The following is a 23,905-nucleotide window of genomic DNA, read 5'->3' as shown; positions in this document are numbered from 1 at the left end:
GTTAAATACATTTAGCTGGTTTAGGCAGGCCTGCAATTCGTGTGGCCTGCTTTGCCGGGCCCTTAGGAAACAGCTTGTACAGATAACGACTGTTGCCTTTATCCTCGCCTAACTGCTTTTTCATGGCTTTAACCAGTACGCGCATTGCCGGGCTGGTATCAAACTCACGGTAGAAATCCTGCACAAAAGTCACGACTTCCCAGTGTGCCGGGGTCATTTCTATACTCTCTAACTGCGCAAAGTGAAGCGCCAATTCCTCGCTCCAGTCGTCTAAGTTTGCAAGGTAGTTGTGTTTGTCGGTTTCGTATTCTTTACCGTTAAATTTAATCATGCCGTGTTATTACCAGGTTATCTGTTGTTGGAAGCTAAGCACCAGCTCAACCCACTGCTCGTCCGATTTTAACATGACGTAGTCAGGCAGTGCAGTATCCAAAGCGTCAACTTCCTGTTTACGCGCATAAACCGGTAATTCAACAGTTGACTCAGATGGCAGTTCGTTGAGTGCTACGCCGGATATAAGCAAGGCATCAGTGTCACTCAGCAGCCGGTCATGTTGTTCCAGCCAGGACACTAAAGACGAATTTCTTAACCAGTGGAGAGTAGAGGTCATGAGAATTGTAATACCTCGTCAAATTGGCTTAGGTGACTCTTTAACTGTCCTGGCGAGACTATAACCGTATCAATGCTTGCGGGCAGGGCGCTTGTATCGGTTAACTCTTCTGAACTCATTACAATAGGTTCAGCATCCAGCAACTCCAGCATGGCGTAACGCTTTGAAGGTTGGTTCAGTAAAGACTTAACGGCTTCACCGGACAATATTAATTGCACCGGATAATCAAAGCTGGCTAATGCTAAAGCGATATCAAGTGCTTCGGTTGCTGAGTCGCTCGCAGCACTGCATTGTAAAATAGCAATTTTTTTCATGGTCATTAAAACTGTAAGGTCCGGTCGCTGTTAGCCATGGCAGTTGCCAGAGCGGTTAAACCTGAGGCTTCAAAACCGGGGTGGAATTTTTCCATTCCCTTGCGTTCAGCTACGGTATGGCAGACCACCAGAGGCACATGGTTTTGCTGGCTAAACTCTTCCCATTGCGTAATCAAGTCTTCATTTTCTGCAGGCGTAGGAAATTCCGCATGATTTACTGACTCTCGATAAAAAAACACACAGGCTATAGTGTGGCCGGTGGTGATAGCCGCTTTCGCAAATGCCAGAGCATTCATAGATTGAGTGTGTTCTTTAACTGAGTTTTGAAGGATGAGTGTGAGTTTAGCCATAAATTGTCCGTTCATACAAAAACGCCCCGCAATGCGGGGCGCTTATTACGATTTTACAGAAGCGATTAATCGTCGCCACCAAACGCCATTAGCAATTGTAGCAAGCTAAGGAACAAGTTATAAATCGAAACATATAAAGTGACTGTCGCAAGGATGTAGTTACGCTCGCCACCGTTAATGATGTCGCTGGTCTGCCACATAATCAGCATTGCCATCAATGGAATCATGATAGCAGATATTGCAAGCTGTAAGGCTGGCAGTTGGAAGAATAGATTAGCCAGCATCGCCACAAAAACCATGATAATACCGGCAGTAACCAGACCACCCAGTTTAGACATGTCTTTCTTCGTGGTTAACACATAAGCCGAAGTTGCAAAGAAGGTCAGAGCTGTACCGCCTAACGCAGTAGCTACCATCTCGCCACCACCAGGCATTGATAATGCCATGTTAAGGATAGGGCCAAGGGTGTAACCTAAGAAGCCGGTTAGAGCGAAGGTGAGTACAATGCCCATGCCGCTATCTTTGGTTTTGTGAATACCAAAAAGTAAGCCAAAGTAAGCAACTAAAGTGATAATGAAACCCGGATAGGGTAAGTTCATCATCGTGCTGATAGTAGCAACAATAGCACTAAAGGCTAATGTCATTGCCAATAAAGTGTAGGTGTTGCGTAATACCTTATTAACGGCCAGCGTCGATTCGTTCTGACCGACATAAGTCTGACTGCGATTGTTCATAGATTTCTCCGTGTTGAACTTACTGTCTGTTAAGACTGTTTTTTATTTAAAAAGTTTCCTCGATACTACAGCATTAATGGGGGCGTTGGGTAGAGCAGAAGGTAGTAATTTCTGGCGAATTTTGGTCGGTTTGTTTAATAAACGCCCAAACGAACACTTTGTTCAAATTTTTACTTTACAAGCGTAACTTAGGTCTTTAATATTCGCCTCGTTCTCAACAACGAAGTTGCAGAGAGCAAAAATACGGAGAGGTGGCAGAGCTCGGTTTAATGCACCTGACTTGAAATCAGGCGTGGGTTCATACCCACCGGGGGTTCGAATCCCTCCCTCTCCGCCAAATTCACAAAAAAGCCCCACTCATTTGAGTGGGGCTTTTTTTGTGCCCGCAGCTTTTTGTTCCAGCCAATAGCGCAACTTTAAACCTCCTGTTATATTAAGCAAAAATGGAATTTTGCCATGGAATCGACCGTCAGTAATTGTAAGAACTGTAATACACCTCTTACCGGTGAATACTGCCATCAATGCGGCCAACAGGATAAACAAAGCATACGCAGCGTTTTTGCCGTTGTCGGCGATCTTTTTGGTGAGTTAGGGCACTGGGACTCCAGATTCTACCGTACTCTAAGAGGACTCTTTCTAAAACCTGGTTTTCTATCATCTGAGTTTATGAAAGGTCGCCACGCCTCTTATGTACCTCCGCTCAGGCTCTATTTCTTTATCTCGTTGATATCTTTTATGGTGCTGACATCACAGATAACCTTTAATGATTCACAGTCAAAGAGCGAGGCACGACAGTCCGAAACAGAAGTATCTGAAAGTGACTCTAACGAAAGTACCGTACGGCGCGGATTTGAGTTGCAGTTTGGCGATATTCCCTGGTTGAATGAAGAGCAAACGCGGATGCTTGAACAGAAACTTCAGCATTTAAAGCAAAACCCCCAGCTGTTTACGCAAAAACTGATTTCAATGACTCCGCAGATGATGCTTCTGATGCTGCCTTTTTGGGCTCTGTATTTAAAAGTCCTTTATTTATTCAGTAACCGTTACTACTTAGAGCACTTAACTGTAGCTTTGCATACACATGCTTTTTTACTGCTTTCCCTGATGTTGCTGTCGACATTAGGCTATATAACTAATCCGCTGATTGATAACTTTGGCTGGACCTGGTTAACCTTACCATCCGACTGGTTAGGTTATATTCTTATTGGGTGGATGTTCACTTATCTGCTATTGACGCAAAAGAGCTTCTATCAGCAAAGCTGGACATTAACTGTATTCAAATTTTTAGCCTGTGTTTTTGGTTATTTTCTTTTATTAAGCGCTTCTTTTGTATTAATGGTGATAATTGGTATTCTTAACGCTTAAATCAAACAGTCGTTTAAATAGGGAATAGTATGAACTTCCACACAGCTGTAGAACAAATCGTTGCGGATAAGAACAATCAAGTCATTGAACTACCTTCCGGCTGGGCTCAGGGACGCGCGTTTTTCGGCGGATTCAGCGGAGCATTGGCTGCTCAGTTTTTGTTGAAACAATTTCCGATTGAATATCATCTTCGTTCCATGAGTATCTCTTTTGTCGCGCCTGCTGAACCGGGTGAGGCTGAGTTAAATTACCGAATTTTGCGCGAGGGAAAATCGGTTATTCAGGTTGCTGTCGAACTGCAGCAGCAAGGGCAGATTATGTTGTCTTGTCTGGCGAGCCTGGGCAAAGGCCGAAGTTCAACGGTTACAGTGGTAAGTGAAACGCCACCCGATCTTAAAACCATCAACGACGGACCAGGTTTACCTGAAGCGGATATTGTCCCAGAGTTTGCGAAAAACTTCGATTACCGTATTACGTCAGGTGGTATGCCATTTAGCGGACAACCGGGAAGAACTTTTGGTGGCTGGATACGTTTTCGTGAAGAACAACAGCCGCTGACAACGGCAACTATACTGGCTTTAGTTGACGCCTGGCCACCGGCAGTCTTGCCTCATCTGGACAGCCCTGCGCCGGCCTCGTCTTTAACCTGGACTATTGAGTTTCCCGATATTCCTCTACAAAGTTTCAGTAGCCACGACTGGTTTCAGTACGAAGCTTTTATTGAGCATGCTGAACATGGTTATGGGCACAGCCGCGCTGGTCTGTGGAGTGAGAAGGGCGAGTTATTAGCTATAAGTCGACAGACTTTTACGGTATTTGCGTAATAATTGTATGAAAACGACACCAGCAATCGTCAGACAACACCTTATCGATACTCAGCCGGGTATCGACTTGTTGCTGCTTCAGTTGCCCGAGCGAGGCTTATTGGCGGCATCTGAAACACCTGTTATTGAAGCCTTACCACGAATTATTATTCGTCAAATGCTGTCTTTAAAAGCCTCCGCAACCATTATTGAAAGAGCGGAGCAAAAGGCAAAAGCATTAGGAGTAGGCCGGATTGCTTACCTTCCTGCGGAGGAATTAACAGGGTGCGGTGTCAGTCGTTCGAAAGCCTCAGCCATTAACAGCGTTGCTCACTGTCATCAAACTCAACCTGAGAGAATAGAAGCCTGGTCGCAGATGAGTTCAGCTGACCTGATTAAGGATGTGACTCAGCTTAAAGGTATTGGCCCCTGGACGGCGTCTATTTTAGCTATGTTTCATTTTGCCCACGAAGATCTTTTCCCCATTCAGGATAGCTCGCTGCGTAAAGCCATGAGCTTGCTGAAGGACCAGGATATTTTGATCATTCCCGAACGGGCTCAGCCTTACCGCAGTTATTTAGCCTGCTATTTGTGGGACATGCTGGATCAGGCACGCTTGTAGCCAGTATAAAAATTCACCTTGAAGCTAATCTTCAAATGTTGTTTTCACACCTTTGAATTGGCTTTTTCAGAGTTTTTGTAAAGTTCTGTAAAAGCCGCTTGTTATTGTCTTTAAAAGCTCAGAATATTCTATCCGAATTCGGGCAGGGTGGTACGGATTTAACCTAATCAGGAAGACTAACAAGGTATACAAATAAGGAATGTGAAAATGAACCGTATTATTTTAGCGATCCCCAACCCCATTATTAGCGCCGGCATGGCCTCTGTTCTGCAGCAACACTTCAGTGATCAAATATTGACTGTAACGGGTATTGCCGATTTACGCCGCGCTTGCTACGAGTATGAAGACGCTGTGGTTGTTTTATGCAGTCGACTTGGTGGTGCTGCAACAGTTGAACACTGGCGTCGCTTGAAGCGCCGTCACTGCGATCTAAAACTTATTGTCTGGGGTAGCAGCCAACAAGATATACTTGATTTTCAGTGTGGTATTAGTGTTGTCGACGGATACTTACTGGACTCATGCGACAGTGCTGACTTAGTTCAGGCTATTCGTTCGTTGAAACAGGGCAATGTTTTTGTCGCAGCGCCGGTTGCCGCTTATCTTGCACAGAATCCGCGTTCGCAGCAGCAAAAAACAATGGTTGATATGCTGAGTGAACGCGAGCTTCAGGTGGCACAAATGCTCAGTCGGGGTATTCGGGTAAGAGAAATTTCCCGGCATTTATGTATTAGCAGTAAAACAATAAATACCTTCCGTTATCGGATTTTCTCTAAACTCGGTATCGATGGTGATGTACAATTGTCTCATCTTGCAATTCAGTCAGGTCTTGTTGACCTAATTCAGTTTGAAGGTAGATGACAGAAGGTAATCAACAAAAGCATTTTGACAGCGACAGCTTTCTTCGTCACCTGACTCATCAGCCCGGCGTTTACCGGATGTACGATGAGTCGGGTGACGTGATTTATGTCGGAAAAGCAAAAGATCTAAGAAAGCGTGTGTCCAGTTACTTTCGTGAGAAGGTAGACCGGATGAAAACACAGGTGTTGGTTAAACAAATTGCGTCTATGGACGTTACCGTTACCAACACCGAAGCTGAGGCGTTAATATTAGAAAACACTTTTATAAAAAAATATCGGCCACGCTACAATGTTTTGTTGCGTGACGATAAATCCTATCCTTATATTATTTTAACCTCACATCAGCATCCGAAGCTTGGTTTTCACCGGGGCGCCCGGCGTGCGAAAGGCGATTATTTTGGTCCCTTTCCTAATGGCTCGGCTGTACGCGAAAGCCTGAACCTGCTGCAAAAACTGTTTCCAATTCGACAGTGCGATGATTCTTACTATCGTGCGCGCACCAGGCCTTGTTTGCAATATCAGTTAAAACGTTGCCTCGCGCCCTGCGTTAATGTCTGCACTGACGACGAATACAATGAACAGGTGGTGCTGGCAAAACAGTTCCTGCAGGGCAAGAATCAGCAGGTTATTGACGAGCTGATGAATAAAATGGAGCAGGCGAGTACAGATCTCGATTTTGAACGAGCCGCTAGATTTCGTGACCAGATAGCAGCGCTACGAAAAACTCAGGAACGTAACTCGGTTACCGGAAGCCAACAAGAGCTGGATGTTATTGGTTTGGCGCGTGGTAACGGAATGACGACAGTGCAAATGTTGTTTATCCGGGATAATCATTTGCAGGGAAGCCGCAGCTACTTTCCTAAAGTGCCGACAGATACTCCTGACGATGAAGTGCTCAGAGCCTTTTTGCTGCAGTTTTATTTGTCAGATACGGCTGGACGGAAAATTCCAAGAGAAGTGGTGCTTCCTGTCGATATTCAGCCTGATAACGTGCTCGCTGAAGTCATGAGTGATGCGCTGTCGCAGCCAGTTAAGCTGCAGAGCTCGGTGCGCGGAGACAAGCGTCAGTATCAGTCACTGGCTCAAAAGAACGCGGTTAATGCGCTAGAGAGTCGCCTGAATCAGCAAAGTACAATGAACCGCCGGACTCAAGCATTACAGCAGGTGCTGGAATTTGGTGTACCTATTCAGCGCATGGAATGTTTTGATATTAGCCACACAATGGGTCAACAAACGGTGGCGTCCTGCGTTGTGTTTGATCAAAACGGGCCCAAAAAGTCAGACTACCGCCGTTATAATATTACCGGTATAACGCCGGGCGATGATTACGCTGCCATGTCTAAAGCCTTGGCTAAGCGTTACGACAATGCTAAAGAGCAGGGCAACATACCGGATATCCTGTTTATCGACGGTGGTAAAGGACAGTTAGCTCAGGCGGAGAACTACTTTAACGACTGGGGGAAAGAAGCGCCGGTATTAATTGGCGTGGCGAAAGGCGAGTCGCGCAAACCGGGTCTGGAAACTTTGATCATGGCCGGTAGTCATGAAACCATTCCGCTAAGTAAAGACGCCAGTGCGCTGCATTTGATTCAGCACATACGTGATGAGTCACACCGTTTTGCCATAACCGGGCACCGCCAGAAGCGGGCTAAAGTTAAGAAAACCTCGACGTTAGAACAGATTGACGGGGTAGGAGCGAAGCGCAGACAGGCCATTTTGAAAAATCTAGGTGGATTACAAGAGGTAAAAAACGCTAGTATTGATAAATTAGCCAGCGTACCTGGCATTAGCCGAGCATTGGCAGAGAAAATCTATTACTCATTTCGTGATGAGTAAAAACAATAAGGAATCAGCGGATAATGAAGTGGAATATCCCTAATATTTTGACCAGCTTCCGGATAGTACTTATTCCGGTATTTCTGGTGGTTTTCTATTTACCAATGGAAGATGCGCGTTTCTGGGCTGCTTTTATCTTTTGGTTAGCGGCAATCACAGATGCTCTGGATGGCTATATTGCCCGTCGTTTTAACCAGTTTACTAAGTTCGGCGAGTTTCTTGACCCGGTAGCAGATAAAGCGATGGTAGTCGCTGCACTGGTTGTCATTGTCGAAGATTATAACTCTGCCTTTATTACCATTCCGGCGCTGACCATGATTTGTCGTGAGCTTATAGTCAGTGCGCTACGGGAATGGATGGCACAAAGCGGCCACAGAGCAAAAGTTGCTGTTTCGAATTTAGGTAAATGGAAAACAGTGGCACAGATGCTGGCCTTAATTGGACTGCTTTGGAATGCGAACGTTTATATTTATTGGTTATCGATGTTCTTATTCTATTCGGCTTTCGTTTTGACTGTGTGGTCCATGTGGGAATATTTACGCGGCGCCAAGAGTGAATTGACCAGAAATTAACTGCTTTGCCGTAAATTTGTGCAAACAGTCATTAAAATGATAAAAAGTCATTGACTGAAAACGATTAAACAGTAGAATGCCACGGCAGATGACGGTGCGGGAATAGCTCAGCTGGTAGAGCACAACCTTGCCAAGGTTGGGGTCGCGAGTTCGAATCTCGTTTCCCGCTCCAAATTCTGGCGGGTTGGCAGAATGGCTATGCAGCGGATTGCAAATCCGTGGATCTCGGTTCGACTCCGGGACCCGCCTCCATTATTCGAGAACACTTCTATGTAGTGCCCGGGTGGTGGAATTGGTAGACACAAGGGATTTAAAATCCCTCGAAGGTAACTTCGTGCCGGTTCAAGTCCGGCCCCGGGCACCAATTCCGAATTTACAGCAGTATCTGAAAGTTTATAAAGTCTTATAAATAAAGCCTCTCAGGCGATTCCTTGATTCCCCTTGTTTATTAAAACCTATTGGAAAATACGAACACTTGGTGCTACTTCTGATGTTGTAGCCTGCGGTTAGCCGCAGGTGAGATGCATAGAGCCAAGTTAAAATGGCTGAAGTCGGAACATACAGGTAAAATTTACTAGAACAGAACCCAAAGAAGAAGCCAATTAAGGCTTCTGCTTCCATTCTCCGTCAATTTTTACGTAGTGACCTGATTTGCTGCGCTCAATGGCGCGCTTTCCGGCTAACAGCTCGACATCGGCAACAGCAATGTCGTTGTCATTAGCAATGCGCGTGTATTCCTGACGACGAGCTTCGTTAATGTGCTTAACAATTTGCTCGGCTGTTTCGGTAGACTTTACTACTCCCAGGTAACCGTCGGTTTTTTCACCTACCAGACCTTGCTCTTTTGCGTCACTTAACTGTGCCATTGATTGCTCTAAGTTTAGCTGTTGTGCTTGTGCCATAGGGCTTGATAAGCCAATAAAAGCAACTAAAACTGCGGTTAGTAAATATTTCATTGTTGCATTCCTTTGTCGTTAAAACAGGCCACTGGATTCAGAGATTACGTCGTCGAGCGCTTTATCAACTTTCACGTAAATTTCATGCTTTATTTTAACGTTTAAGTTAATAGTAATAGGCTCTTTAGGTGCTGCGACCTGTACCGTCGGGGTACACCCCAGAACGAATAAGGGCACGCTTATTAGTAAAAAAAATTGCTTCATATCATCCCCTGATTAATTGATTTTCTGCTGTACTCGTTTACGGATCACATCATTCAAACTGTTGCTTATCTGTAGTCCTTTTATCAATGCGGGCAGGTCTTCTTCTAAGCTTACGTTAAGCTCTACCGGACGTCCATTTTCAAGCTCAGGGTTAGAGCCTTTTAACTGCACTGCTAAGGTCAATTTACCATTGTCATTATAGTCAACGGTCGTAGACAGTTGCTGGTAATAGAAGTTACCCAATACGCCGGCCAAAGTTTGTAGGCTGGGGTTACTTCCCGCAAGTTGAACCAGGGCGGACGAATCTACCTGCAAGTGCCCACCCGGAGCCAGCGCATTCAGGTAACCCCTTTCTACGGTTAAGTGGTTAGAGTCCCAGTGAACGGGTATGGTTCCTGAAACCTCACCATCTATGGAAATTTTGTTGCTGGGATACTGACGCATAAGTTCGCCCAGCGAAATTTTCTCAAACACTATGGGTAGTGCAAAGCTGTTGGTTAAAGAGTAACTCTGGTTGGGTACGCTAATGCTGCCACCAAAACCTTTAATGGTGTGATTAGTTAAATCAAGCGTTGACTGTAACGGTTGTTGAAAGGGCAGGTCGGCCTTAAACTCAGCGGTAATTGGGCCCAGCGCAAAGCCTTGTTGCACGCTACCAATGTGAAGTTGTGCGTTATCAACCCTAAGTTTTTCATTATTGGCACTGAAACCAAAGTCAATATTGTTATTCACCACAGATAAAGTATCAAAAACCCAGTCACCTTTTTGAATCTCTAACTGCCCGTTATCGAGGCGCCAGCGGTTATTATTTATGGAGTAAGTTACATCTGTCTGGCCGCTAATCGCCGCTTTACTGACAACAAGTTGAGGCATCATAGTTGTCAGCAGGGCATCCAGTTGTGGAACTTGCTTCCAGTTAAAATTTGCCACTTCAATTTTGCTTTTCAGCTGATCAGAATTAACCTGGCTATGGTGCGCCACTTTTATATGGTCACCGAGTACCAGCTCTCCGTCACCGGTCAGTTGCTGCTGTTGATATTGAAACTTACTGTCAAAAACGGCTTCAAGGTTGCGTATCGGCTCGAAATTAATCGCCTTGCTGTGAATGTTAAGGTCAAACTCTGCAAGCGTATTCTCAGGCTCTGAGTACGGGTAATGAATGCTATTGAAACTCAGTGTGGCCGAGGCGTCGTTGTCTAAAGCTTTAAGCTCAATGTGGGTTGGTTCAGTACTATGGAATTCGGCAGCTGTGGTCGAAATTGTTCCGGAAAAATCCGATATGAGTTTGCTTATCGTCATTGATTGCCCGGCAACAGGAAGCTGAATGCTGTCCGCATTCAGCTGCACATAATCGAGTTCAAACGAGTTAAATTGCCATTGGTTTTGCTTTAACGATAACTCAGAGGCGAGGCGAATCGCCTCGTTTTTTTCACCTTTAGCCACAGCACTCAGATTTAAAGGCCATCGGGTTTTATTAACAGCCTGTTGAGTATTGAGCAGTGAAACGCCCAAACTGTCATTACTTTTCAGCTCCCACGATAACGACGACAATTGTATTGGTAGCTTTGGCTCGATTAACGACGTTAAGTTTTCGGTACTGCCGTTCAGCTCAAGCTGATACGAATCTATAACCCCCTTATCCACATGTAACTGAAGCTCACCTGTTGTCGCTGTGGTAGTGTCGGTTATCTTTATTAAAGTGGGCTGTTTAACTGACACGACAAGCTCACCGGACAGTGCCGCTATAAGACTCTCCAATGTTGCTGAATCAATATCAGGTGCAAGATTACCGTTCCACTTAGCATCAATCGACACTGGTTCGGCCGTTACTTTGTCTGCAAACTGCTGTGCCGCTAACAGATAACTGCCACCGGCTTTCAGCCTTCCTGAGTTGTAATCATAATTAGCTTGTAACAGAGTGTTGTCGTAGCGAGCTTTTAATTTTATCTGGCCATTTTGTCTAAAAATTTTCAGAGTAGCGAGAAATGGATCCTGACTATTAACTTCTAAGCGCACATTTTTCTTGTTTATCAGTGAGAGACTTGAAGAGACATTTTCGGGCAACAAGCTGCCTTTCAGCTGTAGCGACTTAATATCGATACGTTCTGGTAATAAAGCCGGCATTTCCATGGAGAATATCTGCGCGAGATTTATCGCTGCGGAGGGACTGGTTCCGGTCGATTCGGGTGAGGAGTCAATTGTTGCTTCTAGCCTTTTAATCACAATGTGGCTGGTAGTCAGTTTCTCAAATTCCACTTCCCAGTCAGTAACACCAGCCAATTTCAGTTGCTGGTTTAAATAGAAGTAGCCGAACAATGCTATAGCAAATGCAATGAGCAGAAGTGTGAGAAGCATGGAGCTGCCGAGTGATATTAACCGCCATAGCTTCATTTAGATATTAGTCCTTTTAATAAACGATGCTCTTTAACTTGCTGTTTTATAACTATAGTTAGCACGGATGAACCCTTCAAGGCAAAACCAACTTCGCGGCCTCTCTTTAAAAGCTTTTCACTTGATCTGGTTAAAAAACAAACAAAAGCTTTACCTTCATTTAATTTCGATTATGATAACTATCATAATTATAAAAAGCGCTGACTGCAGGCATTTCGTCATTATTGGTTCTAGCTTCTAGTCAGAAATTGCACTTTGAAAGTTAAAGTTCTGTAAAGCCTCTTTTATACGCTGAGTTACGCAGATAGTCTAAACGCTGTCTATTAATTCACCATTAATGGCTTTTGAATAACTTGCGACAGGAGCTATCCGTGAGCACTATAACCAATACAGCAGTCAATGTGACGCCGGATACCCCGGTGTTTATGGGGTGCAGTAAACCTCTGGAAAGTGATGTTCAGTTTAGCTATTTTTTTAATGGTTGTTTTATCTATTCGTATAATCATACAACTGGGCATTGCACTTGTTTTACAGAGCTCGATGTCGCAACCGCTACGGTGAAGCCTTTTGGTTTAGTTGACAAACACTATGTGGTCATTGGCGATAAGCTTTTTCGCTCACCAGCACAAGCTAAGAAAGCCCACAGTGTATTACCCAATGTGAATGCCGCAAATGACAATAAAGTTGATGAACGTGTACCGCTTCCGAAAGCCGAAAATTTATCACCTATAAAGTCGTTAGCTTTAATTGAGCGTTGGTTTAATGAAGACTTCGATGTGAAGTGGGAAACCTATCAGGAAAGCCCTGAGTTCTATAATCTTATTCAATACTATCTGGCTCTTTGCTGTGATGCATACAAAGAAAAGCCCGATCAGGCATTTCTGGATGCAGGAGTTCAGGTTTACTTAAGCATGGCGCAATTCAGTTGGTTAAACCCGTCTATTTTGCACAACGCCGCGTGTGTGTACTGGTTAGCCGGAGAGCAGGACAGTGCCCTTGACTGTATTGAGCTTGCTTTAGATTTTCGTTACACCGGCATGGAAAGCCTGTTAAATGACGAAGACCTTGACGGTCTTAGAGAGCACCCACGGTTTCGTTGTCTGTCGAATAAGTACCAGGCATTAAAGCCGAAATTTAACTATGTTACGCCGGAGCTTTTCGAAGCCTTTGAGAATTTTGCGGTGCAGCAGTCTGACTCATTCGTGCGGTTTATGCGTGGCCATTTATTAAAAAACTTTAGGTTCTATGATATCTCTGAACTGAGTGCTCGAATTGATAGTTGCGAAAACGATGATGAGCGTGAATACTGGCAACGTCTGGCATCATTCAATAATAACTATTTATACAATTATATGCTGATGGACGAACCTATGGATCTGTTAACAGAGCAGGGGAAAGCCAATTATCAGTTGTTTCAGCAATACCGCCATTACCGGGTACTTAATCCTTTAGTTTTTGCCAAGGTAGCAGAGCAGTTGTTTCGTCACGCCCATTATTGGGGCAGTCAACATCACGGCTTTTTTAATCAGCGCGATAGCGCTTTGCTGCAACAAAGCTTTCAGCTGTTTCAGGAGTTTCACGTTGCGACAGAGAGCCTCTGTAGTGAAAAGCGCAATGAACTTATGGCAAAAGCAAAAGAGTACGATATCTTCAATTATATGGAAAAGTTGGGGAGTTGCTGATTGGGTTAACCAGCCTGACGTATAGTCAAATTTACTCTACAGCGTCCGGTTAACGGGTGCATAGCCTCTTTAAGTTGTTGAACTCCATGATATCTCAAGCGATCTTTTCCTCCCCAGACAAGCGCATCGGCGTGCTGAAGACTGAACTTCTGATACTTGTCAGAACGTTTAAAACCGCCCCACATAAAGGTTATAGGTAACCCAAAAGAAAATGAGACGATGGGCTTGGAAAAGTCAGTTTCATTTTTATCCTGATGGAGTCCCATTTTTGCACCCGGCGTGTAAACGTTGATGAGACAAGAGTCAGGCATAAAATTCTCAAAACCGGCTAACCGTGAAACTTGCGTTGCTTTTACTAGAATACTTTGGGGAATATCAGGCCATGGCTGACCTGTTGCAGGGTCGGTATTCTGGTAACGATAGCCGTGCTTATCGCTGAGCCAGCCGTAGCTTCCGCAACTGCTACTTTTCACCGACATTTTATGGCCTGCAGGGGTTGTTAAGTGACGCAGCGGTGATTGCTTTAAAGCCCCACGGATATCATTGAGCAAAGCTTCATCATCCGCCAACAAAAATTGGTGAAACAGGGTGGCTTGCTCACTTATTTCGGTGGTTAATGGTTCTGAGCCATTGTTGGCAAAGAGGTCAAGAGACGACATCAGTTTCCAGGAGTGAAAGCGTCATTAGCAAGCGATCCTGGCCTGGTCCTAAATAGTCACGCACCGTTTGTGTGGTGTTAAAGCCAAAGCTCCGGTAAAGCGAAACTGCTGAGGCGTTGTCTGGCGCGACACTAAGCTCCATTTGTTTATAACCAAGGCTGCGCGCAAGTGCTATAGAATCGCTTAATAGCAACTTGCCCAGTCCCTTGCCCTGGAATATTTTTCCCACCAATAGCGACATAAGAGATAAACCAGAGTCAGAAACCGGAACCATTAAACTATAACCTGCCGTTTTTTCTCCCGCCTTTAGAGTTAAAAAGGTGTGTGGCCATTGTCTTAATGCCTGATAGAAAAAGGCCGCAGAATAAGCGTCATTTGAATAAAGCTGTTTTTCTAAAAATGCAATTTTGGAAATGTCGTTATAGCTGGTATTGGCTACTGTAAAATCGCAAGGCTGCGCATCTGTCGTTGCAAGGGAACCTACGCATAAACGGCAGTCATCTTCATGAGGCGCAGATGCCTCAACGTAACGCAGCTTATGAGAGGACTTCTCCCTGTTACTGGAGACCTGATAAACACGTTCTCGCTTTTTATTTTGCTCGGTCATGGTGTTTGGTTCGGCGTTTGCCGCTGATCATAGGACGAATAAGCTCTATTTTACCAATATATGCGGTAACAACTACCGCTATAATATGAATAATAACCAGAGCAAAAATGATGTTGGCAGAAACAGAATGAATGGAGGTTAGAAAACTGTCTCCATAGAGCGCATTAATTTCTTCGCGGAGGAAGCCAGTAATGGCTTGCAGTAAGAATAAAGCCAAAAAAGAGAACACCATAAGGCCACCGAGCGGGTTATGCCCCTGAGCCTGGTTTACTTTTCTGTGGCTAAGTTCTGCGACGTGCTCTTTAACTCCAGCAACAGAAGGGAGGAAGTTATGGAAGCGTGCTTTTGCCGGCCCCGTAAAACCCCAGATAATCCTTATAATAACTAAGGTTGCGGCAGTATAACCCACGGCCTGATGAAAACTGCCTCCGGGTTCAAGCCAAAAGTAATTGAGACAAAAACACAGCACCAACAACCAATGAAAAGTTCTGATAAATCTATCCCAAATGATCATTGGTACTGCCTTCCTTACTGAGTTACTCGGTTTCTTGCTTGACGATACTGCCATCTACAGGATTAAAGTAAATTTCAACTTTCTGTTTACTTTTATCCTGACCGTAAATTTCGTAGCAATTTCCGTCAGTTACCTTAAACTCATTAATCTTGTAACCTTGTTCTTTCAACGACTGTTGGAACTGCTCTTGATCCAACCAGTTTTCCTTCGGCTCCATAGTGCACTGTGTGGTGCCTGATTCAGGGGCTCCGCAAGCGGTGACAAATAAAGCACTGGCTGCAATTGCAGATAATTTAATAAGTTGGCTTTTCATAAGTTCTCCATTTTAAATAAAACTTAGAATCAAATGTAGCAACTTCAACTGAATAACGCTAACGCTCTTCAAACATTAAAATGGCAAAACCCAGCTCATCCATAAAAAGTCCAGTCCGTCATTTGGACGCTTAATATCAGCATTTGAGTAGTGGGTATACCCTAAAGCGATGCGAGCATTGGAACTTTGGCTGTATTGCCACGAAAGCGATACCCGATCTTCGAACTGAAACTGAGTTGATAAGCGTCGGTTAGCTATCTGGGTTTTGTCGAAGTAGCTGCCGCCAATACCTGCTTCTACGTACAGTGGCCGCTCTGTTCCGGCTATTTGCCAGGAGAGGATAGGGCTAATGGTAAAAGCGGTAATATTGTCCGCTGTATTATCTGAATCCTGCCAGTGGTTTAAAGCAGCTTCTAAATGAAGGCTGGGTGAGCCTAACCAGGTAGGCATTTCGATCGGCAGGTTGGTGACCCTATAACCCGCTCTTACACCACGCAGTTGGTCTGTGGAATAGGCTCCGGCAACGTGAACCTCGTCCGCAAAAGATGAAAAACTCGATATTATTAGTACAACCAGTGATGCTCTTAACCACATATCACTCTCCAATAACCAAAAAGGGGTGACATTTTACATACAAACATGAATGTATGTAAACTGGAAAATGAACTTTGGCTAACTGACTGCGCGTTTTTTAGTCTTTATTCAAGAAGTAATCATTTGCAGCCATTTTATGAACGCTACCAAGGCTACGGGCTGCCTCTGTCGTTTGCGATAATAGATGCTTAGCGGATACTGACAGGGCTGTGCGGAGTCGTTATAGACTTTTAAATTAGACAGTCCGGGCGTAATAAGACTACTGTCAATTAATGCCACAGCTTGTTCTGCGAATGACAAGTCCAGCGACATTTGTACATCATTGCAATGAATAATACGTGTGGATTTCAATTGTTGACTGTAGGTCTTTAATATTGCCTGATGATCGGGATTCTCAGGGTTTACTAACCAGGGCAGTTGGAAAGGTGACTCATTGGTCTTAATGGCAGAAACCGGGATCATTTGATTTTTCTGTAACACAATGGACTGAATGTGCTTATCCGTGACTTTTCCATAACCAATGGCAAGATCCCAGCTTTGATGTTGTATTGCTGACGCCATTTCTGCGGCGCTTTCATTAATAAAGTACTCATTGCAACGGCTGAAACTAAGTTGAATGTGCGGGTACAGAGAATGAAAATCGGCAAGCTTTGCTGCTAACCAAAAGCGCAGTCGCTCAGAACTGATTGCGACGGTTAACTGGGTTGTTGTATTGTCACTGAGGTTTCGGGTGCGCTCAATGGTACGCTCCAGTTGTTCAAATATTTGCTCAATTTGAGGTGCTAATTCCAGACCGACAGGAGTGAGCGAATGAACCCGGTTGTCTCGCTGGAATAAGCGAACTTCAAGCTGTTCTTCCAGAGTTTGTATTTGTCGGGTGACGGCAGACTGAGTTACTCCAAGCTCTTGCGAGGCTTGTTTAAAAGAGCCACTTCGGGCGGCGACATCAAACACTCTCAATGCATTTAATGAGGGGAGTTTAGTGTTTTTCATGTTGATTAATAGTAATCTGTAATTAATAAAAAGTAACTTTGATTCTGGCATCTAAAGTTAAATTTCGCAATAAGGAGTTTGTATTGTCTTACTGGAGTGAGTTTTTAACTATCGCTTTGATCCACCTGTTTGCGGTTGCGAGCCCGGGGCCTGATTTTGCGGTGGTTTCACGTTATAGCCTGAGTTTTGGTCGTAAGGCAGGTTATTGGGTGAGTTTAGGTGTGGCATCAGGAATCATTATTCATGTTACCTATTCGCTTATTGGTGTGGCGCTGATTATTCACCAGACTGACTGGCTCTATCAGACTTTACTTTGTGCCGGTGCATTGTATTTAGGCTTCATCGGAACTCAGGCTATTAAAGCTAAACCCAGAAAGGATATGTCCGATAGTGAATTGGCCGCGACCCAGCCGCGTAAACGGAAAGCGTTTATTGTCGGCTTTATTACTAATGGCTTAAATGTAAAGGCGACTATTTTCTTTTTAACTTTATTTACTACTATTATTGCCCCGGAAACGCCTTTTGCTATCCAGTTTGGTTATGGTATTTACCTAATTGTTGCGACCGGTATGTGGTTTTTATTCCTCACATGGTTGCTGACTCAACCCCGCATTTTTAAAACACTATGGCACTACAGTCACTGGGTTGATCGTACGATGGGAGCTGCCCTTATTTTATTGTCGTTAAAATTATTATGGGAGTGGGCAAACCTGATAGAGCTTATCTGATAAAGCGTTTCAGGTTATACTAGTTACAGTTACCGAAGAAGAGATGAGAAAAGCTCACTATGCAGTTATTTGTGAATGATTTGACCGTTATTGATTGCTCTTACTTATGCCCGGAAAGGGGGATAGTTGGTGAGAGCTGGATTGTTGATATCGTGCTGGATGGCGCGTTAAATGAGCAATCTATGGTGCTCGACTTTGGTCGGGTTAAAAAGCAGGTTAAAGCCATTATCGATAACTCGGTTGACCATAAATTGGTCGTACCGGCAGAGCATTCGTATACAAAAGTAACGCACAACTCTGATGACAGCGCTAACTGGGTCGATTTTCTGCGCCCGGAACAAGGTTCTATTCATCTGTTTTGCCCGGCCGATGCCTTCGCCTTTATCGATGCAGATGTTGTCTCCATAGAGACAGTAACGGACTACTTGAAAGCCGTTATAAAGCGCGAATTACCGGTTAATGTCGAAGGTCTGCAACTGCTTCTGAGACCAGAAAATATCGATGGTTTTTACTATCACTACACACATGGTTTGAAAAAGCACGACGGTAATTGCCAACGTATTGCTCATGGTCATCGTTCAAAAATTCAAATTCGACTGGATAACATTCGCCAACCGGTGTTGGAAAAAGAATGGTCAGATAAGTGGGAAGACATCTATCTGGGCACTACCGAAGATGTTCGTTCAAAGAAAGAACTGACGCTGTCCGAGGCTGCAACGTCTGTAACCAGCGACTCGACTCATACCTATTACAGCTATGTTGCCGACCAGGGGCTGTTTGAGCTTATTGTTCCGAATGCAGAGAACTTTGTTATAGAGACAGACTCAACAGTTGAGTGTATTGCGGATTTTCTCGCTGCAGAAATTAAATCTAAGCATGCGGGTCAGGCTGTAGAAGTTCGCGCCTTCGAAGGGGTAGGAAAAGGAGCAATAGCCTATGCGTAAAATGATTGTTGCCGCTGCTTTAGCGCTGTGTTCGGCGAATGTGGCCTCAGCCGATGAGCCTTTATCGTTAGAAATAAAAGGGTCTTTAACTCAGGGGGCTTTAATTCTGGCTAAATCTGAGCCTGGTGTTACTGCAACACTGAACGGCGAAGCTCTGCAGGTAACCGAGCAGGGGTATATTGTTTTTGGTTTTCCGCGCAAGGCTGAATTAGAAAACACCTTAGTTGTCAGTAAAGGCGAGAAAACTATCACTAAGGAACTCAAACTAGAGCCTCGTGAATACAAGATTGATCGTGTCGATGGTGTACCGCAAAAGACCGTGACACCAGATCCTGAACAGGTAAAACGAGCCAGAAAAGAAGCGGAAAAGGTTTGGTTAGCCAGACAAAAAGAAACCACACGAACGGACTTTTTGACTGCAATTACTAAGCCCGCCGAAGGCCGCATTAGTGGTGTTTACGGCAGTCAGCGAATTTTTAATGGCGAGCCCCGCAATCCACACTATGGGGAAGATATCGCCGGGCCAACAGGGACTCCGGTTAAAGCGCCGTGGCCGGGTGAGGTTGTGCTGGCTGAACCTGATTTATTTTACTCAGGCGGTACCATCATTATTGAACATGGTTATAAAGTGAACACAACGTATTTGCACCTGAGTGAGCTGCATGTCGAGGTTGGTGACAAAGTTGAGCAGGGCGACTCAATTGGTGCTATCGGTGCCACAGGCCGTGCTACGGGACCTCACCTGGACTGGCGGGTTAACTGGGGAAATGAACGGTTAGATCCGGCCTTACTTCCCCAGCTTTATATGGATTAACCGGGAGGCGTTAACCAGCCTTTCAGCTTATCTGGTTGTTCTACGCTTAAAACATAGCTGCTTTTAGCCGGTTCTTGCCAGGTAAGCTCCAGTGTCATTAGCTCGTCGCGGCGAAACGCATGAATCGTAACCGTATCTCCGGGAATATATCGCTCCAGAATTCGTTTAACCGACTGCTCGGTTGCCTGCAAATGGTCAATTGCGATGATTTTGTCGCCTGCAGAAAGACCTGCGTGATAAGCGCTTTCATCATGATACACGTTAATAACGTCCAGACCCTGCGACGACGCTTTGTACTTAGCTCCAAAGTTGACACGCGCAGGCTGTTCTGACGCTTTTCCACCGACGCTGTTATCATCAACGGGCACCTGTTTCTGAACCATAACGCCAAAGTTTTGCAGCAACTCCACAAGCGACAGCGGTTCTTTGTTGTATAGGGCATCTTTCAAAAAGTCGGAAACATCAATGCCGGGATACTGATTCAGCCAATTAATGACCGTGTCGTCAGCTGTGCCAATGGATGTTTTACCAAACTCATGCCAAAGCTCTTTCATAACTCTTGCCAGAGTCAGTTTATGATCGGATTGCAAACGCAACATGAGATCGAGACTAAGTGCTATTAATGCACCTTTCGCGTAGTAGCTAACAATACTGTTCGGTGCATTCTCGTTCTGCTGATAAAACTTAGTCCAGGCCAGAAAGCTCGACTCTGTCACGCTTTGTTGGTATTGCCCGGCACCACGCTCAACCCGCGACAGAGTGTCGCCTAACAGCTTTAAATAACGCTTTTCGTCAATAATGCCGCTGGTGTGCAAAAGGTAGTCGTCAAAGTAGGATGTCATACCTTCGTAGAACCAGAGTTGCTCAGTGTACGACTCTTTATCCAACTGATAAGGAAGAAAAGCCTGTGGCTTCAGAGTTTTAATGTTCCAGCTGTGGAAGTATTCGTGGCAACACAGGCTTAAAAAGGTCTGATAGTTGTCATTCATTTCGTATTGATGAGCGCTGATTAAATCTTTACGGCTGCAAAGCAATGCGGTTGAATTTCTATGCTCCAGTCCGCCAAAACCACTTCCTACCACCATGGTCAGGAAGGTATAAGACTGAAAAGGTGCTTCCTCAAACAAGCTAATTTGAGTTTCGCAAATTTTGGCTAAATCCGCCGTTATACGCGAGGTATCAGCATAATGGCGGCCGCTTAAGACGAGAGAGTGCTTAATGCCGTGAGCAATAAACTCTTCGATGGTTAAGTCACCAATTAAAAAAGGATAGTCAATTAACGCGTCATAATCATCGGCCCGGAAGCATCCCCAGGAATGTGCTTGCCCATTTTTCCGGGGCATCCCGGTTGCGACCTTCCACTGTGGAGCTTCTGGCGGCGCATGCAAATGTAGCTCGCAGGGAAGGTCGGTTTGCCCCTCAACAGCAAGGCACAGACTGGTATTATTAAAGAAGCCCTGAAACTGATCCAGATAAGCCGAACGAACCGATAAGTCCCAGGCGTATACCTGATAGTGCACAGTAACAGGATGCTTCGAACGAGCCAGTTGCCAGCGGTTCTTACTTATTTGTTTAACCGCCAGAGAATGGCCGTTACTCTCGGCGTGCAAGCCAATAATGTGTTTACTAAAATCCCGTATTAAATAACTGCCCGGAATCCAGTTTGGTAACCAGAGTTCCTGCTCATCATTGGTTTGTTCAATAGTGAGAGTGACATTAAATAAATGCCCATGTAAATCGATGGGTCTTATATCGTAAGCGATCAAGAGACTCTCCTTTGCTTGACACAGCCTGACAACTAGCGATCATAGTAACATATTGATTCATCGCAAAGAGACCCCTATGCCAAGCAAAATTTCGCAGCTCGTTACAGGTCAGAAAATAGAAGTTCAGCTGTCCAATTCGAACGTTCCGGCTCGGTTTTATTCAGAGTTCATTGGTGCGGTTAACGAGCGCTGGGTTATCGTTAATATGCCTGACGCACGTAAATACAATGACATGCGTGATCTTTTGCAGGAAAAAACCCCGGTCATTGTCCGCTTTGTTCTAGAAAACGAAAGTGGTGAAATTTGCGCGTTTCGCAGTGAAATAAGCTATGTCATCTCGCACCCAACAAAAATGCTCTTTATCATGTGGCCAAATCAGATTGAGCACCGGGTTATTAGAAAAGGGCGCCGGTTCGACGCCTTTCTGCCCGCTTCAGTTTCAGGGCAGTCAATAAAAGGTGAAGAGAAAACTTTCAGGGGACACGTGCTGGATGTATCTGAGAGCGGATGTCGTCTTAAGCATGAAAAGCCCGAAGGGAAAATAGACGAGCTTTGGGAAAATGGCAGCAAAATTGTTTTAAAAATAGAACAGAAAAATAACGGCGACTTAACTCTTAAAGCTATAGTCCGGCAAGTAAAGCAAGTGGATGACCAGCTTGAGTTAGGTGTCCAGTTTATGGGGAACCAGAAGGACGAGGTTAACTCGCTTTTCTCCGGAAGCCTGGTGGATATTGACGAGTTATCGCGTTTAGAGTCCTCAACATAATGGAAAAACCGATAAAAACGCAGTGGCAACTATTGATGGATAACCGTAACCGGTTCTTTTGGTTGCTGCAGGCGGGAGGCTGGATAGGTTATGCGTTAGTGAACTACATAGGGTCACTAATGCATGAAATGCGGGATATCTACACCCTCATTATTATTTTGGGGGCTTATGCCGGCTTTTTGAGTACCATTCCGCTCCGTTATTTGTATCGGCGTATATGGGAATTTCCCCCGGCGCTTATGGTTTTAATTGCCATTGTGGTTTCCTATGTTACCGCCGTGGCCTGGGCCATTGTTGATAATGCAACTTACTGGGAAATTTATAAATTTGGGTTTCGCCCGGACAGTCCTTTTTTCTATTTGAAAAACAGTTTGGCCAAGTTTTACATCATTCTTAGCTGGAGCGGGCTTTATTTTGGTATTAAGTATTATCAGATGCTGCAGGAGGAGAAGCAAAAAGCGTTACTGGCTTCATCTATGGCGCATCAGGCACAGTTGAAAATGCTGAGATACCAGCTCAATCCGCACTTTTTGTTTAATACCTTAAACGCAATTTCTACGCTTATTTTGCTAAAAGAGAATGAGAAAGCGAATTTAATGGTGAATAAGCTAAGCCACTTCCTGCGTTTTTCGTTAGATAATGAACCGATTAAAAAAGTGACTTTGGAAAAAGAAGTGGATGCGCTGCTTTTGTATCTGGATATCGAAAAAGTACGTTTTGACGAGCAGCTTGAAATTGATATTCATTTGTCAGATGAAACTAAGAATGCTCTGGTTCCTAGCTTAATCTGCCAGCCTTTAATCGAGAACTCAATTAAGTATGCCATTTCAAATGTAGAAGGGGTGGGGAAAATCAGAGTTCGTTCCTGGTCAGAAAAAGAGAATCTTATTCTGGAGGTGTGTGATAATGGGCCGAAAATAGAAACCGATCCGGAAAAGCTATTCCGCAAAGACGGTGTCGGGCTTAATAACACTCGCCAAAGGCTTAAATCCTTATATGGCAAGCAGTATCGCTTTGAAATGCTAAAGGGTGCTGAAAGCGGTCTTTGTGTTCGTATTACCATTCCGATGGAAATGTTGGAGAGTCAAAGATGAATCGATTGAAAACCCTGGTTGTTGACGATGAACCTTTAGCCAGAAAGGGCTTGGCTATTCGTTTACAGGAGTTTGAACAACTGCAGTTAATGCCTGAGTGCAAAAGCAGCAGGGAAGCCGTCGATGTCATTATCGAAAATAACCCTGATTTAATTTTTCTCGATATACAGATGCCCGGGCTTAATGGTTTTGAAGTATTAAAAGCAGTTCAGGAAAAAGGGCATGAGCTGCCAACCGTGGTTTTTGTGACCGCTTATGACACCTACGCTATCAAAGCCTTTGAGGTCAGAGCGTTAGATTACTTGTTGAAGCCCGTTGATGACGACCGCTTGGCTGAATGCGTTAATCGCGTTATAAATGAACATCAGACGGTTAACGACGAACACCAGGACAAACTCATCAGTTTAGTTGCAGAGGTAACCGGGCAAGATACTCACACGTTATTAGAGAAACTGGCTTCGGGCGAAAATATCACTGCAGACCAATACCCAGACCATATTGCCATAAAGGACAGCGGTGAGATAACCCGGGTTGCTGTTAAAGATATTAAATGGATTGATGCCGCCGGAGATTATATGTGCATACATGCTGGTGACGATACCCATATTCTGCGACGCACAATGAAAGAACTGGAGCAGGACTTAAATCCTAAATTGTTTCAGCGGGTGCACCGCTCGGCCATTGTTAATATCAAACAGGTTGAAAAGCTCTGTAACCAGCAAAATGGCGAATACCATTTACAATTAAAAAATGGTCAAAAACTGAAAGTAAGCCGTAGTTATAAAGACCGAATTAAACAACTTATTCTGAGCTAATC

The 23,905-nt window shown here is 44.5% G+C and carries 28 protein-coding genes and 4 tRNA genes; 17 read left to right on the top strand and 15 right to left on the bottom strand.

What is annotated here, in order from left to right:
- Position 1 precedes the first annotated feature (1 nt).
- Genes ACN0RF_RS03225 through ACN0RF_RS03205 form a run of 5 tightly spaced genes read right to left on the bottom strand, consistent with a single transcriptional unit; the run spans position 2 to position 2,008 of the window.
- Complete coding sequence (locus tag ACN0RF_RS03225) at positions 2-331, bottom strand: TusE/DsrC/DsvC family sulfur relay protein (RefSeq protein WP_417438041.1); 330 nt, start codon at positions 329-331, stop codon at positions 2-4.
- 9 nt (positions 332-340) lie between these two features.
- On the bottom strand, positions 341-610 hold the full coding sequence (locus tag ACN0RF_RS03220) for a hypothetical protein (protein WP_417438040.1): 270 nt from the start codon (positions 608-610) through the stop codon (positions 341-343).
- Positions 607-930 carry a DsrE family protein gene (locus tag ACN0RF_RS03215; protein ID WP_417438039.1) on the bottom strand — a complete coding sequence of 108 codons (324 nt, stop codon included), beginning with the start codon at positions 928-930 and terminating at the stop codon, positions 607-609. The genes ACN0RF_RS03220 and ACN0RF_RS03215 overlap by 4 nt, the downstream gene beginning before the upstream one ends.
- Positions 930-1,289 carry a sulfurtransferase complex subunit TusD gene (tusD, locus tag ACN0RF_RS03210; protein WP_417438038.1) on the bottom strand — a complete coding sequence of 120 codons (360 nt, stop codon included), beginning with the start codon at positions 1,287-1,289 and terminating at the stop codon, positions 930-932. The genes ACN0RF_RS03215 and tusD overlap by 1 nt, the downstream gene beginning before the upstream one ends.
- Before the next feature lie 50 nt (positions 1,290-1,339).
- Positions 1,340-2,008, bottom strand: coding sequence for a Bax inhibitor-1/YccA family protein (locus ACN0RF_RS03205; RefSeq protein WP_417438037.1), 669 nt, complete (start codon positions 2,006-2,008; stop codon positions 1,340-1,342).
- A 245-nt stretch (positions 2,009-2,253) separates the two neighbouring features.
- On the opposite strand from ACN0RF_RS03205, the gene ACN0RF_RS03200 reads away from it, so the two are divergent.
- From ACN0RF_RS03200 to ACN0RF_RS03155, 10 genes are all read left to right on the top strand, one after another.
- Positions 2,254-2,345 (top strand) — tRNA-Ser (locus tag ACN0RF_RS03200).
- A 119-nt stretch (positions 2,346-2,464) separates the two neighbouring features.
- Positions 2,465-3,373 carry a DUF3667 domain-containing protein gene (locus tag ACN0RF_RS03195; RefSeq protein WP_417438036.1) on the top strand — a complete coding sequence of 303 codons (909 nt, stop codon included), beginning with the start codon at positions 2,465-2,467 and terminating at the stop codon, positions 3,371-3,373.
- A gap of 29 nt (positions 3,374-3,402) precedes the next feature.
- Positions 3,403-4,197 carry a thioesterase family protein gene (locus ACN0RF_RS03190; protein ID WP_417438035.1) on the top strand — a complete coding sequence of 265 codons (795 nt, stop codon included), beginning with the start codon at positions 3,403-3,405 and terminating at the stop codon, positions 4,195-4,197.
- 7 nt (positions 4,198-4,204) lie between these two features.
- Complete coding sequence (locus ACN0RF_RS03185) at positions 4,205-4,798, top strand: DNA-3-methyladenine glycosylase family protein (protein ID WP_417438034.1); 594 nt, start codon at positions 4,205-4,207, stop codon at positions 4,796-4,798.
- Positions 4,799-5,005: 207 nt separating this feature from the next.
- Positions 5,006-5,656 carry a response regulator transcription factor gene (locus tag ACN0RF_RS03180; protein ID WP_034820779.1) on the top strand — a complete coding sequence of 217 codons (651 nt, stop codon included), beginning with the start codon at positions 5,006-5,008 and terminating at the stop codon, positions 5,654-5,656.
- A complete protein-coding gene (uvrC, locus tag ACN0RF_RS03175; protein WP_417438033.1) occupies positions 5,653-7,491 on the top strand; it encodes an excinuclease ABC subunit UvrC in 1,839 nt (612 codons plus the stop codon). The genes ACN0RF_RS03180 and uvrC overlap by 4 nt, the downstream gene beginning before the upstream one ends.
- A 23-nt stretch (positions 7,492-7,514) precedes the next feature.
- Positions 7,515-8,063 carry a CDP-diacylglycerol--glycerol-3-phosphate 3-phosphatidyltransferase gene (gene pgsA / locus ACN0RF_RS03170; RefSeq protein WP_011233905.1) on the top strand — a complete coding sequence of 183 codons (549 nt, stop codon included), beginning with the start codon at positions 7,515-7,517 and terminating at the stop codon, positions 8,061-8,063.
- 96 nt (positions 8,064-8,159) lie between these two features.
- Positions 8,160-8,235 (top strand) — tRNA-Gly (locus ACN0RF_RS03165).
- Positions 8,236-8,241: 6 nt separating this feature from the next.
- A tRNA-Cys gene (locus ACN0RF_RS03160) sits at positions 8,242-8,315 on the top strand.
- Positions 8,316-8,340: 25 nt separating this feature from the next.
- A tRNA-Leu gene (locus ACN0RF_RS03155) sits at positions 8,341-8,427 on the top strand.
- A 238-nt stretch (positions 8,428-8,665) separates the two neighbouring features.
- Here ACN0RF_RS03155 and ACN0RF_RS03150 read toward each other — a convergent pair.
- The 3 genes from ACN0RF_RS03150 to ACN0RF_RS03140 are packed head-to-tail and all read right to left on the bottom strand — an operon-like array spanning position 8,666 to position 11,578.
- Complete coding sequence (locus ACN0RF_RS03150; protein WP_417438032.1) at positions 8,666-9,019, bottom strand: YdbL family protein; 354 nt, start codon at positions 9,017-9,019, stop codon at positions 8,666-8,668.
- 18 nt (positions 9,020-9,037) lie between these two features.
- Complete coding sequence (locus ACN0RF_RS03145; protein WP_417438031.1) at positions 9,038-9,223, bottom strand: YnbE family lipoprotein; 186 nt, start codon at positions 9,221-9,223, stop codon at positions 9,038-9,040.
- A gap of 12 nt (positions 9,224-9,235) precedes the next feature.
- Positions 9,236-11,578, bottom strand: a complete 2,343-nt coding sequence (locus ACN0RF_RS03140; protein ID WP_417438030.1) for a YdbH domain-containing protein — start codon at positions 11,576-11,578, stop codon at positions 9,236-9,238.
- A 407-nt stretch (positions 11,579-11,985) separates the two neighbouring features.
- On the opposite strand from ACN0RF_RS03140, the gene ACN0RF_RS03135 reads away from it, so the two are divergent.
- Positions 11,986-13,296, top strand: a complete 1,311-nt coding sequence (locus tag ACN0RF_RS03135) for a TPR end-of-group domain-containing protein (RefSeq protein ID WP_417438029.1) — start codon at positions 11,986-11,988, stop codon at positions 13,294-13,296.
- 5 nt (positions 13,297-13,301) lie between these two features.
- Here the strand turns inward: ACN0RF_RS03135 and alkB are convergent, their stop codons facing one another.
- The 6 genes from alkB to ACN0RF_RS03105 form a co-directional block, all read right to left on the bottom strand.
- Positions 13,302-13,955, bottom strand: coding sequence for a DNA oxidative demethylase AlkB (gene alkB, locus ACN0RF_RS03130; RefSeq protein ID WP_417438028.1), 654 nt, complete (start codon positions 13,953-13,955; stop codon positions 13,302-13,304).
- Positions 13,942-14,562: a GNAT family N-acetyltransferase gene (locus ACN0RF_RS03125; RefSeq protein WP_417438027.1), complete on the bottom strand. Its 621-nt coding sequence runs from the start codon at positions 14,560-14,562 to the stop codon at positions 13,942-13,944. The genes alkB and ACN0RF_RS03125 overlap by 14 nt, the downstream gene beginning before the upstream one ends.
- Positions 14,546-15,076: a cytochrome b/b6 domain-containing protein gene (locus ACN0RF_RS03120; protein WP_417438026.1), complete on the bottom strand. Its 531-nt coding sequence runs from the start codon at positions 15,074-15,076 to the stop codon at positions 14,546-14,548. Before ACN0RF_RS03120 ends, ACN0RF_RS03125 begins: the two co-directional genes overlap by 17 nt.
- A 22-nt stretch (positions 15,077-15,098) precedes the next feature.
- Positions 15,099-15,389, bottom strand: a complete 291-nt coding sequence (locus ACN0RF_RS03115; RefSeq protein ID WP_034820802.1) for a PepSY domain-containing protein — start codon at positions 15,387-15,389, stop codon at positions 15,099-15,101.
- A 75-nt stretch (positions 15,390-15,464) separates the two neighbouring features.
- Complete coding sequence (locus ACN0RF_RS03110) at positions 15,465-15,983, bottom strand: acyloxyacyl hydrolase (RefSeq protein WP_034820805.1); 519 nt, start codon at positions 15,981-15,983, stop codon at positions 15,465-15,467.
- A 108-nt stretch (positions 15,984-16,091) separates the two neighbouring features.
- Positions 16,092-16,976 (bottom strand): LysR family transcriptional regulator, encoded by an 885-nt coding sequence (locus tag ACN0RF_RS03105; RefSeq protein ID WP_417438025.1) that lies wholly within the window; start codon positions 16,974-16,976, stop codon positions 16,092-16,094.
- A gap of 83 nt (positions 16,977-17,059) precedes the next feature.
- On the opposite strand from ACN0RF_RS03105, the gene ACN0RF_RS03100 reads away from it, so the two are divergent.
- From ACN0RF_RS03100 to ACN0RF_RS03090, 3 genes are read left to right on the top strand one after another with little or no spacing between them, the layout of a single operon-like run.
- Positions 17,060-17,704, top strand: coding sequence for a LysE family translocator (locus ACN0RF_RS03100; RefSeq protein ID WP_034820811.1), 645 nt, complete (start codon positions 17,060-17,062; stop codon positions 17,702-17,704).
- Positions 17,705-17,763: 59 nt separating this feature from the next.
- Positions 17,764-18,648, top strand: coding sequence for a 6-carboxytetrahydropterin synthase (locus ACN0RF_RS03095; RefSeq protein ID WP_417438024.1), 885 nt, complete (start codon positions 17,764-17,766; stop codon positions 18,646-18,648).
- A complete protein-coding gene (locus ACN0RF_RS03090) occupies positions 18,641-19,462 on the top strand; it encodes a M23 family metallopeptidase (RefSeq protein WP_034820816.1) in 822 nt (273 codons plus the stop codon). Before ACN0RF_RS03095 ends, ACN0RF_RS03090 begins: the two co-directional genes overlap by 8 nt.
- Here the strand turns inward: ACN0RF_RS03090 and ACN0RF_RS03085 are convergent.
- Entirely contained in the window at positions 19,459-21,228 is a 1,770-nt protein-coding gene (locus tag ACN0RF_RS03085) for a M61 family metallopeptidase (protein WP_417438023.1), read from the bottom strand. The two genes, ACN0RF_RS03090 and ACN0RF_RS03085, sit on opposite strands and share 4 nt — an antisense overlap.
- Before the next feature lie 76 nt (positions 21,229-21,304).
- On the opposite strand from ACN0RF_RS03085, the gene ACN0RF_RS03080 reads away from it, so the two are divergent.
- Genes ACN0RF_RS03080 through ACN0RF_RS03070 form a run of 3 tightly spaced genes read left to right on the top strand, consistent with a single transcriptional unit; the run spans position 21,305 to position 23,903 of the window.
- Positions 21,305-21,994 (top strand): flagellar brake domain-containing protein, encoded by a 690-nt coding sequence (locus ACN0RF_RS03080; RefSeq protein ID WP_417438022.1) that lies wholly within the window; start codon positions 21,305-21,307, stop codon positions 21,992-21,994.
- On the top strand, positions 21,994-23,088 hold the full coding sequence (locus ACN0RF_RS03075; protein ID WP_011234506.1) for a sensor histidine kinase: 1,095 nt from the start codon (positions 21,994-21,996) through the stop codon (positions 23,086-23,088). Before ACN0RF_RS03080 ends, ACN0RF_RS03075 begins: the two co-directional genes overlap by 1 nt.
- The gene (locus ACN0RF_RS03070) at positions 23,085-23,903 is read left to right on the top strand and encodes a LytR/AlgR family response regulator transcription factor (protein ID WP_034820827.1); all 819 of its coding nucleotides are present in this window, start codon (positions 23,085-23,087) and stop codon (positions 23,901-23,903) included. Before ACN0RF_RS03075 ends, ACN0RF_RS03070 begins: the two co-directional genes overlap by 4 nt.
- Positions 23,904-23,905 lie beyond the last annotated feature (2 nt).

The organism is Idiomarina sp., assembly GCF_048260185.1.
GTDB lineage: Bacteria > Pseudomonadota > Gammaproteobacteria > Enterobacterales > Alteromonadaceae > Idiomarina.
The sequence above is the reverse complement of the archived record's forward strand: the minus strand, read 5'-3'. Positions and strand labels throughout refer to the sequence as shown.

What these genes read in the sequence shown, in the direction of transcription:
- ACN0RF_RS03195 (WP_417438036.1), top strand. Translation starts at nt 2,465, where the DNA reads ATGGAATCGACCGTCAGTAATTGTAAGAACTGTAATACACCTCTTACC.
- ACN0RF_RS03095 (WP_417438024.1), top strand. Translation starts at nt 17,764, where the DNA reads ATGCAGTTATTTGTGAATGATTTGACCGTTATTGATTGCTCTTACTTA.
- uvrC (WP_417438033.1), top strand. Translation starts at nt 5,653, where the DNA reads ATGACAGAAGGTAATCAACAAAAGCATTTTGACAGCGACAGCTTTCTT.
- ACN0RF_RS03150 (WP_417438032.1), bottom strand. Translation starts at nt 9,019, where the DNA reads ATGAAATATTTACTAACCGCAGTTTTAGTTGCTTTTATTGGCTTATCA.
- alkB (WP_417438028.1), bottom strand. Translation starts at nt 13,955, where the DNA reads ATGTCGTCTCTTGACCTCTTTGCCAACAATGGCTCAGAACCATTAACC.
- tusD (WP_417438038.1), bottom strand. Translation starts at nt 1,289, where the DNA reads ATGAACGGACAATTTATGGCTAAACTCACACTCATCCTTCAAAACTCA.
- ACN0RF_RS03115 (WP_034820802.1), bottom strand. Translation starts at nt 15,389, where the DNA reads ATGAAAAGCCAACTTATTAAATTATCTGCAATTGCAGCCAGTGCTTTA.
- ACN0RF_RS03080 (WP_417438022.1), top strand. Translation starts at nt 21,305, where the DNA reads ATGCCAAGCAAAATTTCGCAGCTCGTTACAGGTCAGAAAATAGAAGTT.
- ACN0RF_RS03220 (WP_417438040.1), bottom strand. Translation starts at nt 610, where the DNA reads ATGACCTCTACTCTCCACTGGTTAAGAAATTCGTCTTTAGTGTCCTGG.
- ACN0RF_RS03070 (WP_034820827.1), top strand. Translation starts at nt 23,085, where the DNA reads ATGAATCGATTGAAAACCCTGGTTGTTGACGATGAACCTTTAGCCAGA.
- ACN0RF_RS03075 (WP_011234506.1), top strand. Translation starts at nt 21,994, where the DNA reads ATGGAAAAACCGATAAAAACGCAGTGGCAACTATTGATGGATAACCGT.
- pgsA (WP_011233905.1), top strand. Translation starts at nt 7,515, where the DNA reads ATGAAGTGGAATATCCCTAATATTTTGACCAGCTTCCGGATAGTACTT.
- ACN0RF_RS03145 (WP_417438031.1), bottom strand. Translation starts at nt 9,223, where the DNA reads ATGAAGCAATTTTTTTTACTAATAAGCGTGCCCTTATTCGTTCTGGGG.
- ACN0RF_RS03090 (WP_034820816.1), top strand. Translation starts at nt 18,641, where the DNA reads ATGCGTAAAATGATTGTTGCCGCTGCTTTAGCGCTGTGTTCGGCGAAT.
- ACN0RF_RS03215 (WP_417438039.1), bottom strand. Translation starts at nt 930, where the DNA reads ATGACCATGAAAAAAATTGCTATTTTACAATGCAGTGCTGCGAGCGAC.
- ACN0RF_RS03180 (WP_034820779.1), top strand. Translation starts at nt 5,006, where the DNA reads ATGAACCGTATTATTTTAGCGATCCCCAACCCCATTATTAGCGCCGGC.
- ACN0RF_RS03105 (WP_417438025.1), bottom strand. Translation starts at nt 16,976, where the DNA reads ATGAAAAACACTAAACTCCCCTCATTAAATGCATTGAGAGTGTTTGAT.
- ACN0RF_RS03110 (WP_034820805.1), bottom strand. Translation starts at nt 15,983, where the DNA reads ATGTGGTTAAGAGCATCACTGGTTGTACTAATAATATCGAGTTTTTCA.
- ACN0RF_RS03225 (WP_417438041.1), bottom strand. Translation starts at nt 331, where the DNA reads ATGATTAAATTTAACGGTAAAGAATACGAAACCGACAAACACAACTAC.
- ACN0RF_RS03120 (WP_417438026.1), bottom strand. Translation starts at nt 15,076, where the DNA reads ATGATCATTTGGGATAGATTTATCAGAACTTTTCATTGGTTGTTGGTG.
- ACN0RF_RS03190 (WP_417438035.1), top strand. Translation starts at nt 3,403, where the DNA reads ATGAACTTCCACACAGCTGTAGAACAAATCGTTGCGGATAAGAACAAT.
- ACN0RF_RS03205 (WP_417438037.1), bottom strand. Translation starts at nt 2,008, where the DNA reads ATGAACAATCGCAGTCAGACTTATGTCGGTCAGAACGAATCGACGCTG.
- ACN0RF_RS03125 (WP_417438027.1), bottom strand. Translation starts at nt 14,562, where the DNA reads ATGACCGAGCAAAATAAAAAGCGAGAACGTGTTTATCAGGTCTCCAGT.
- ACN0RF_RS03140 (WP_417438030.1), bottom strand. Translation starts at nt 11,578, where the DNA reads ATGCTTCTCACACTTCTGCTCATTGCATTTGCTATAGCATTGTTCGGC.
- ACN0RF_RS03185 (WP_417438034.1), top strand. Translation starts at nt 4,205, where the DNA reads ATGAAAACGACACCAGCAATCGTCAGACAACACCTTATCGATACTCAG.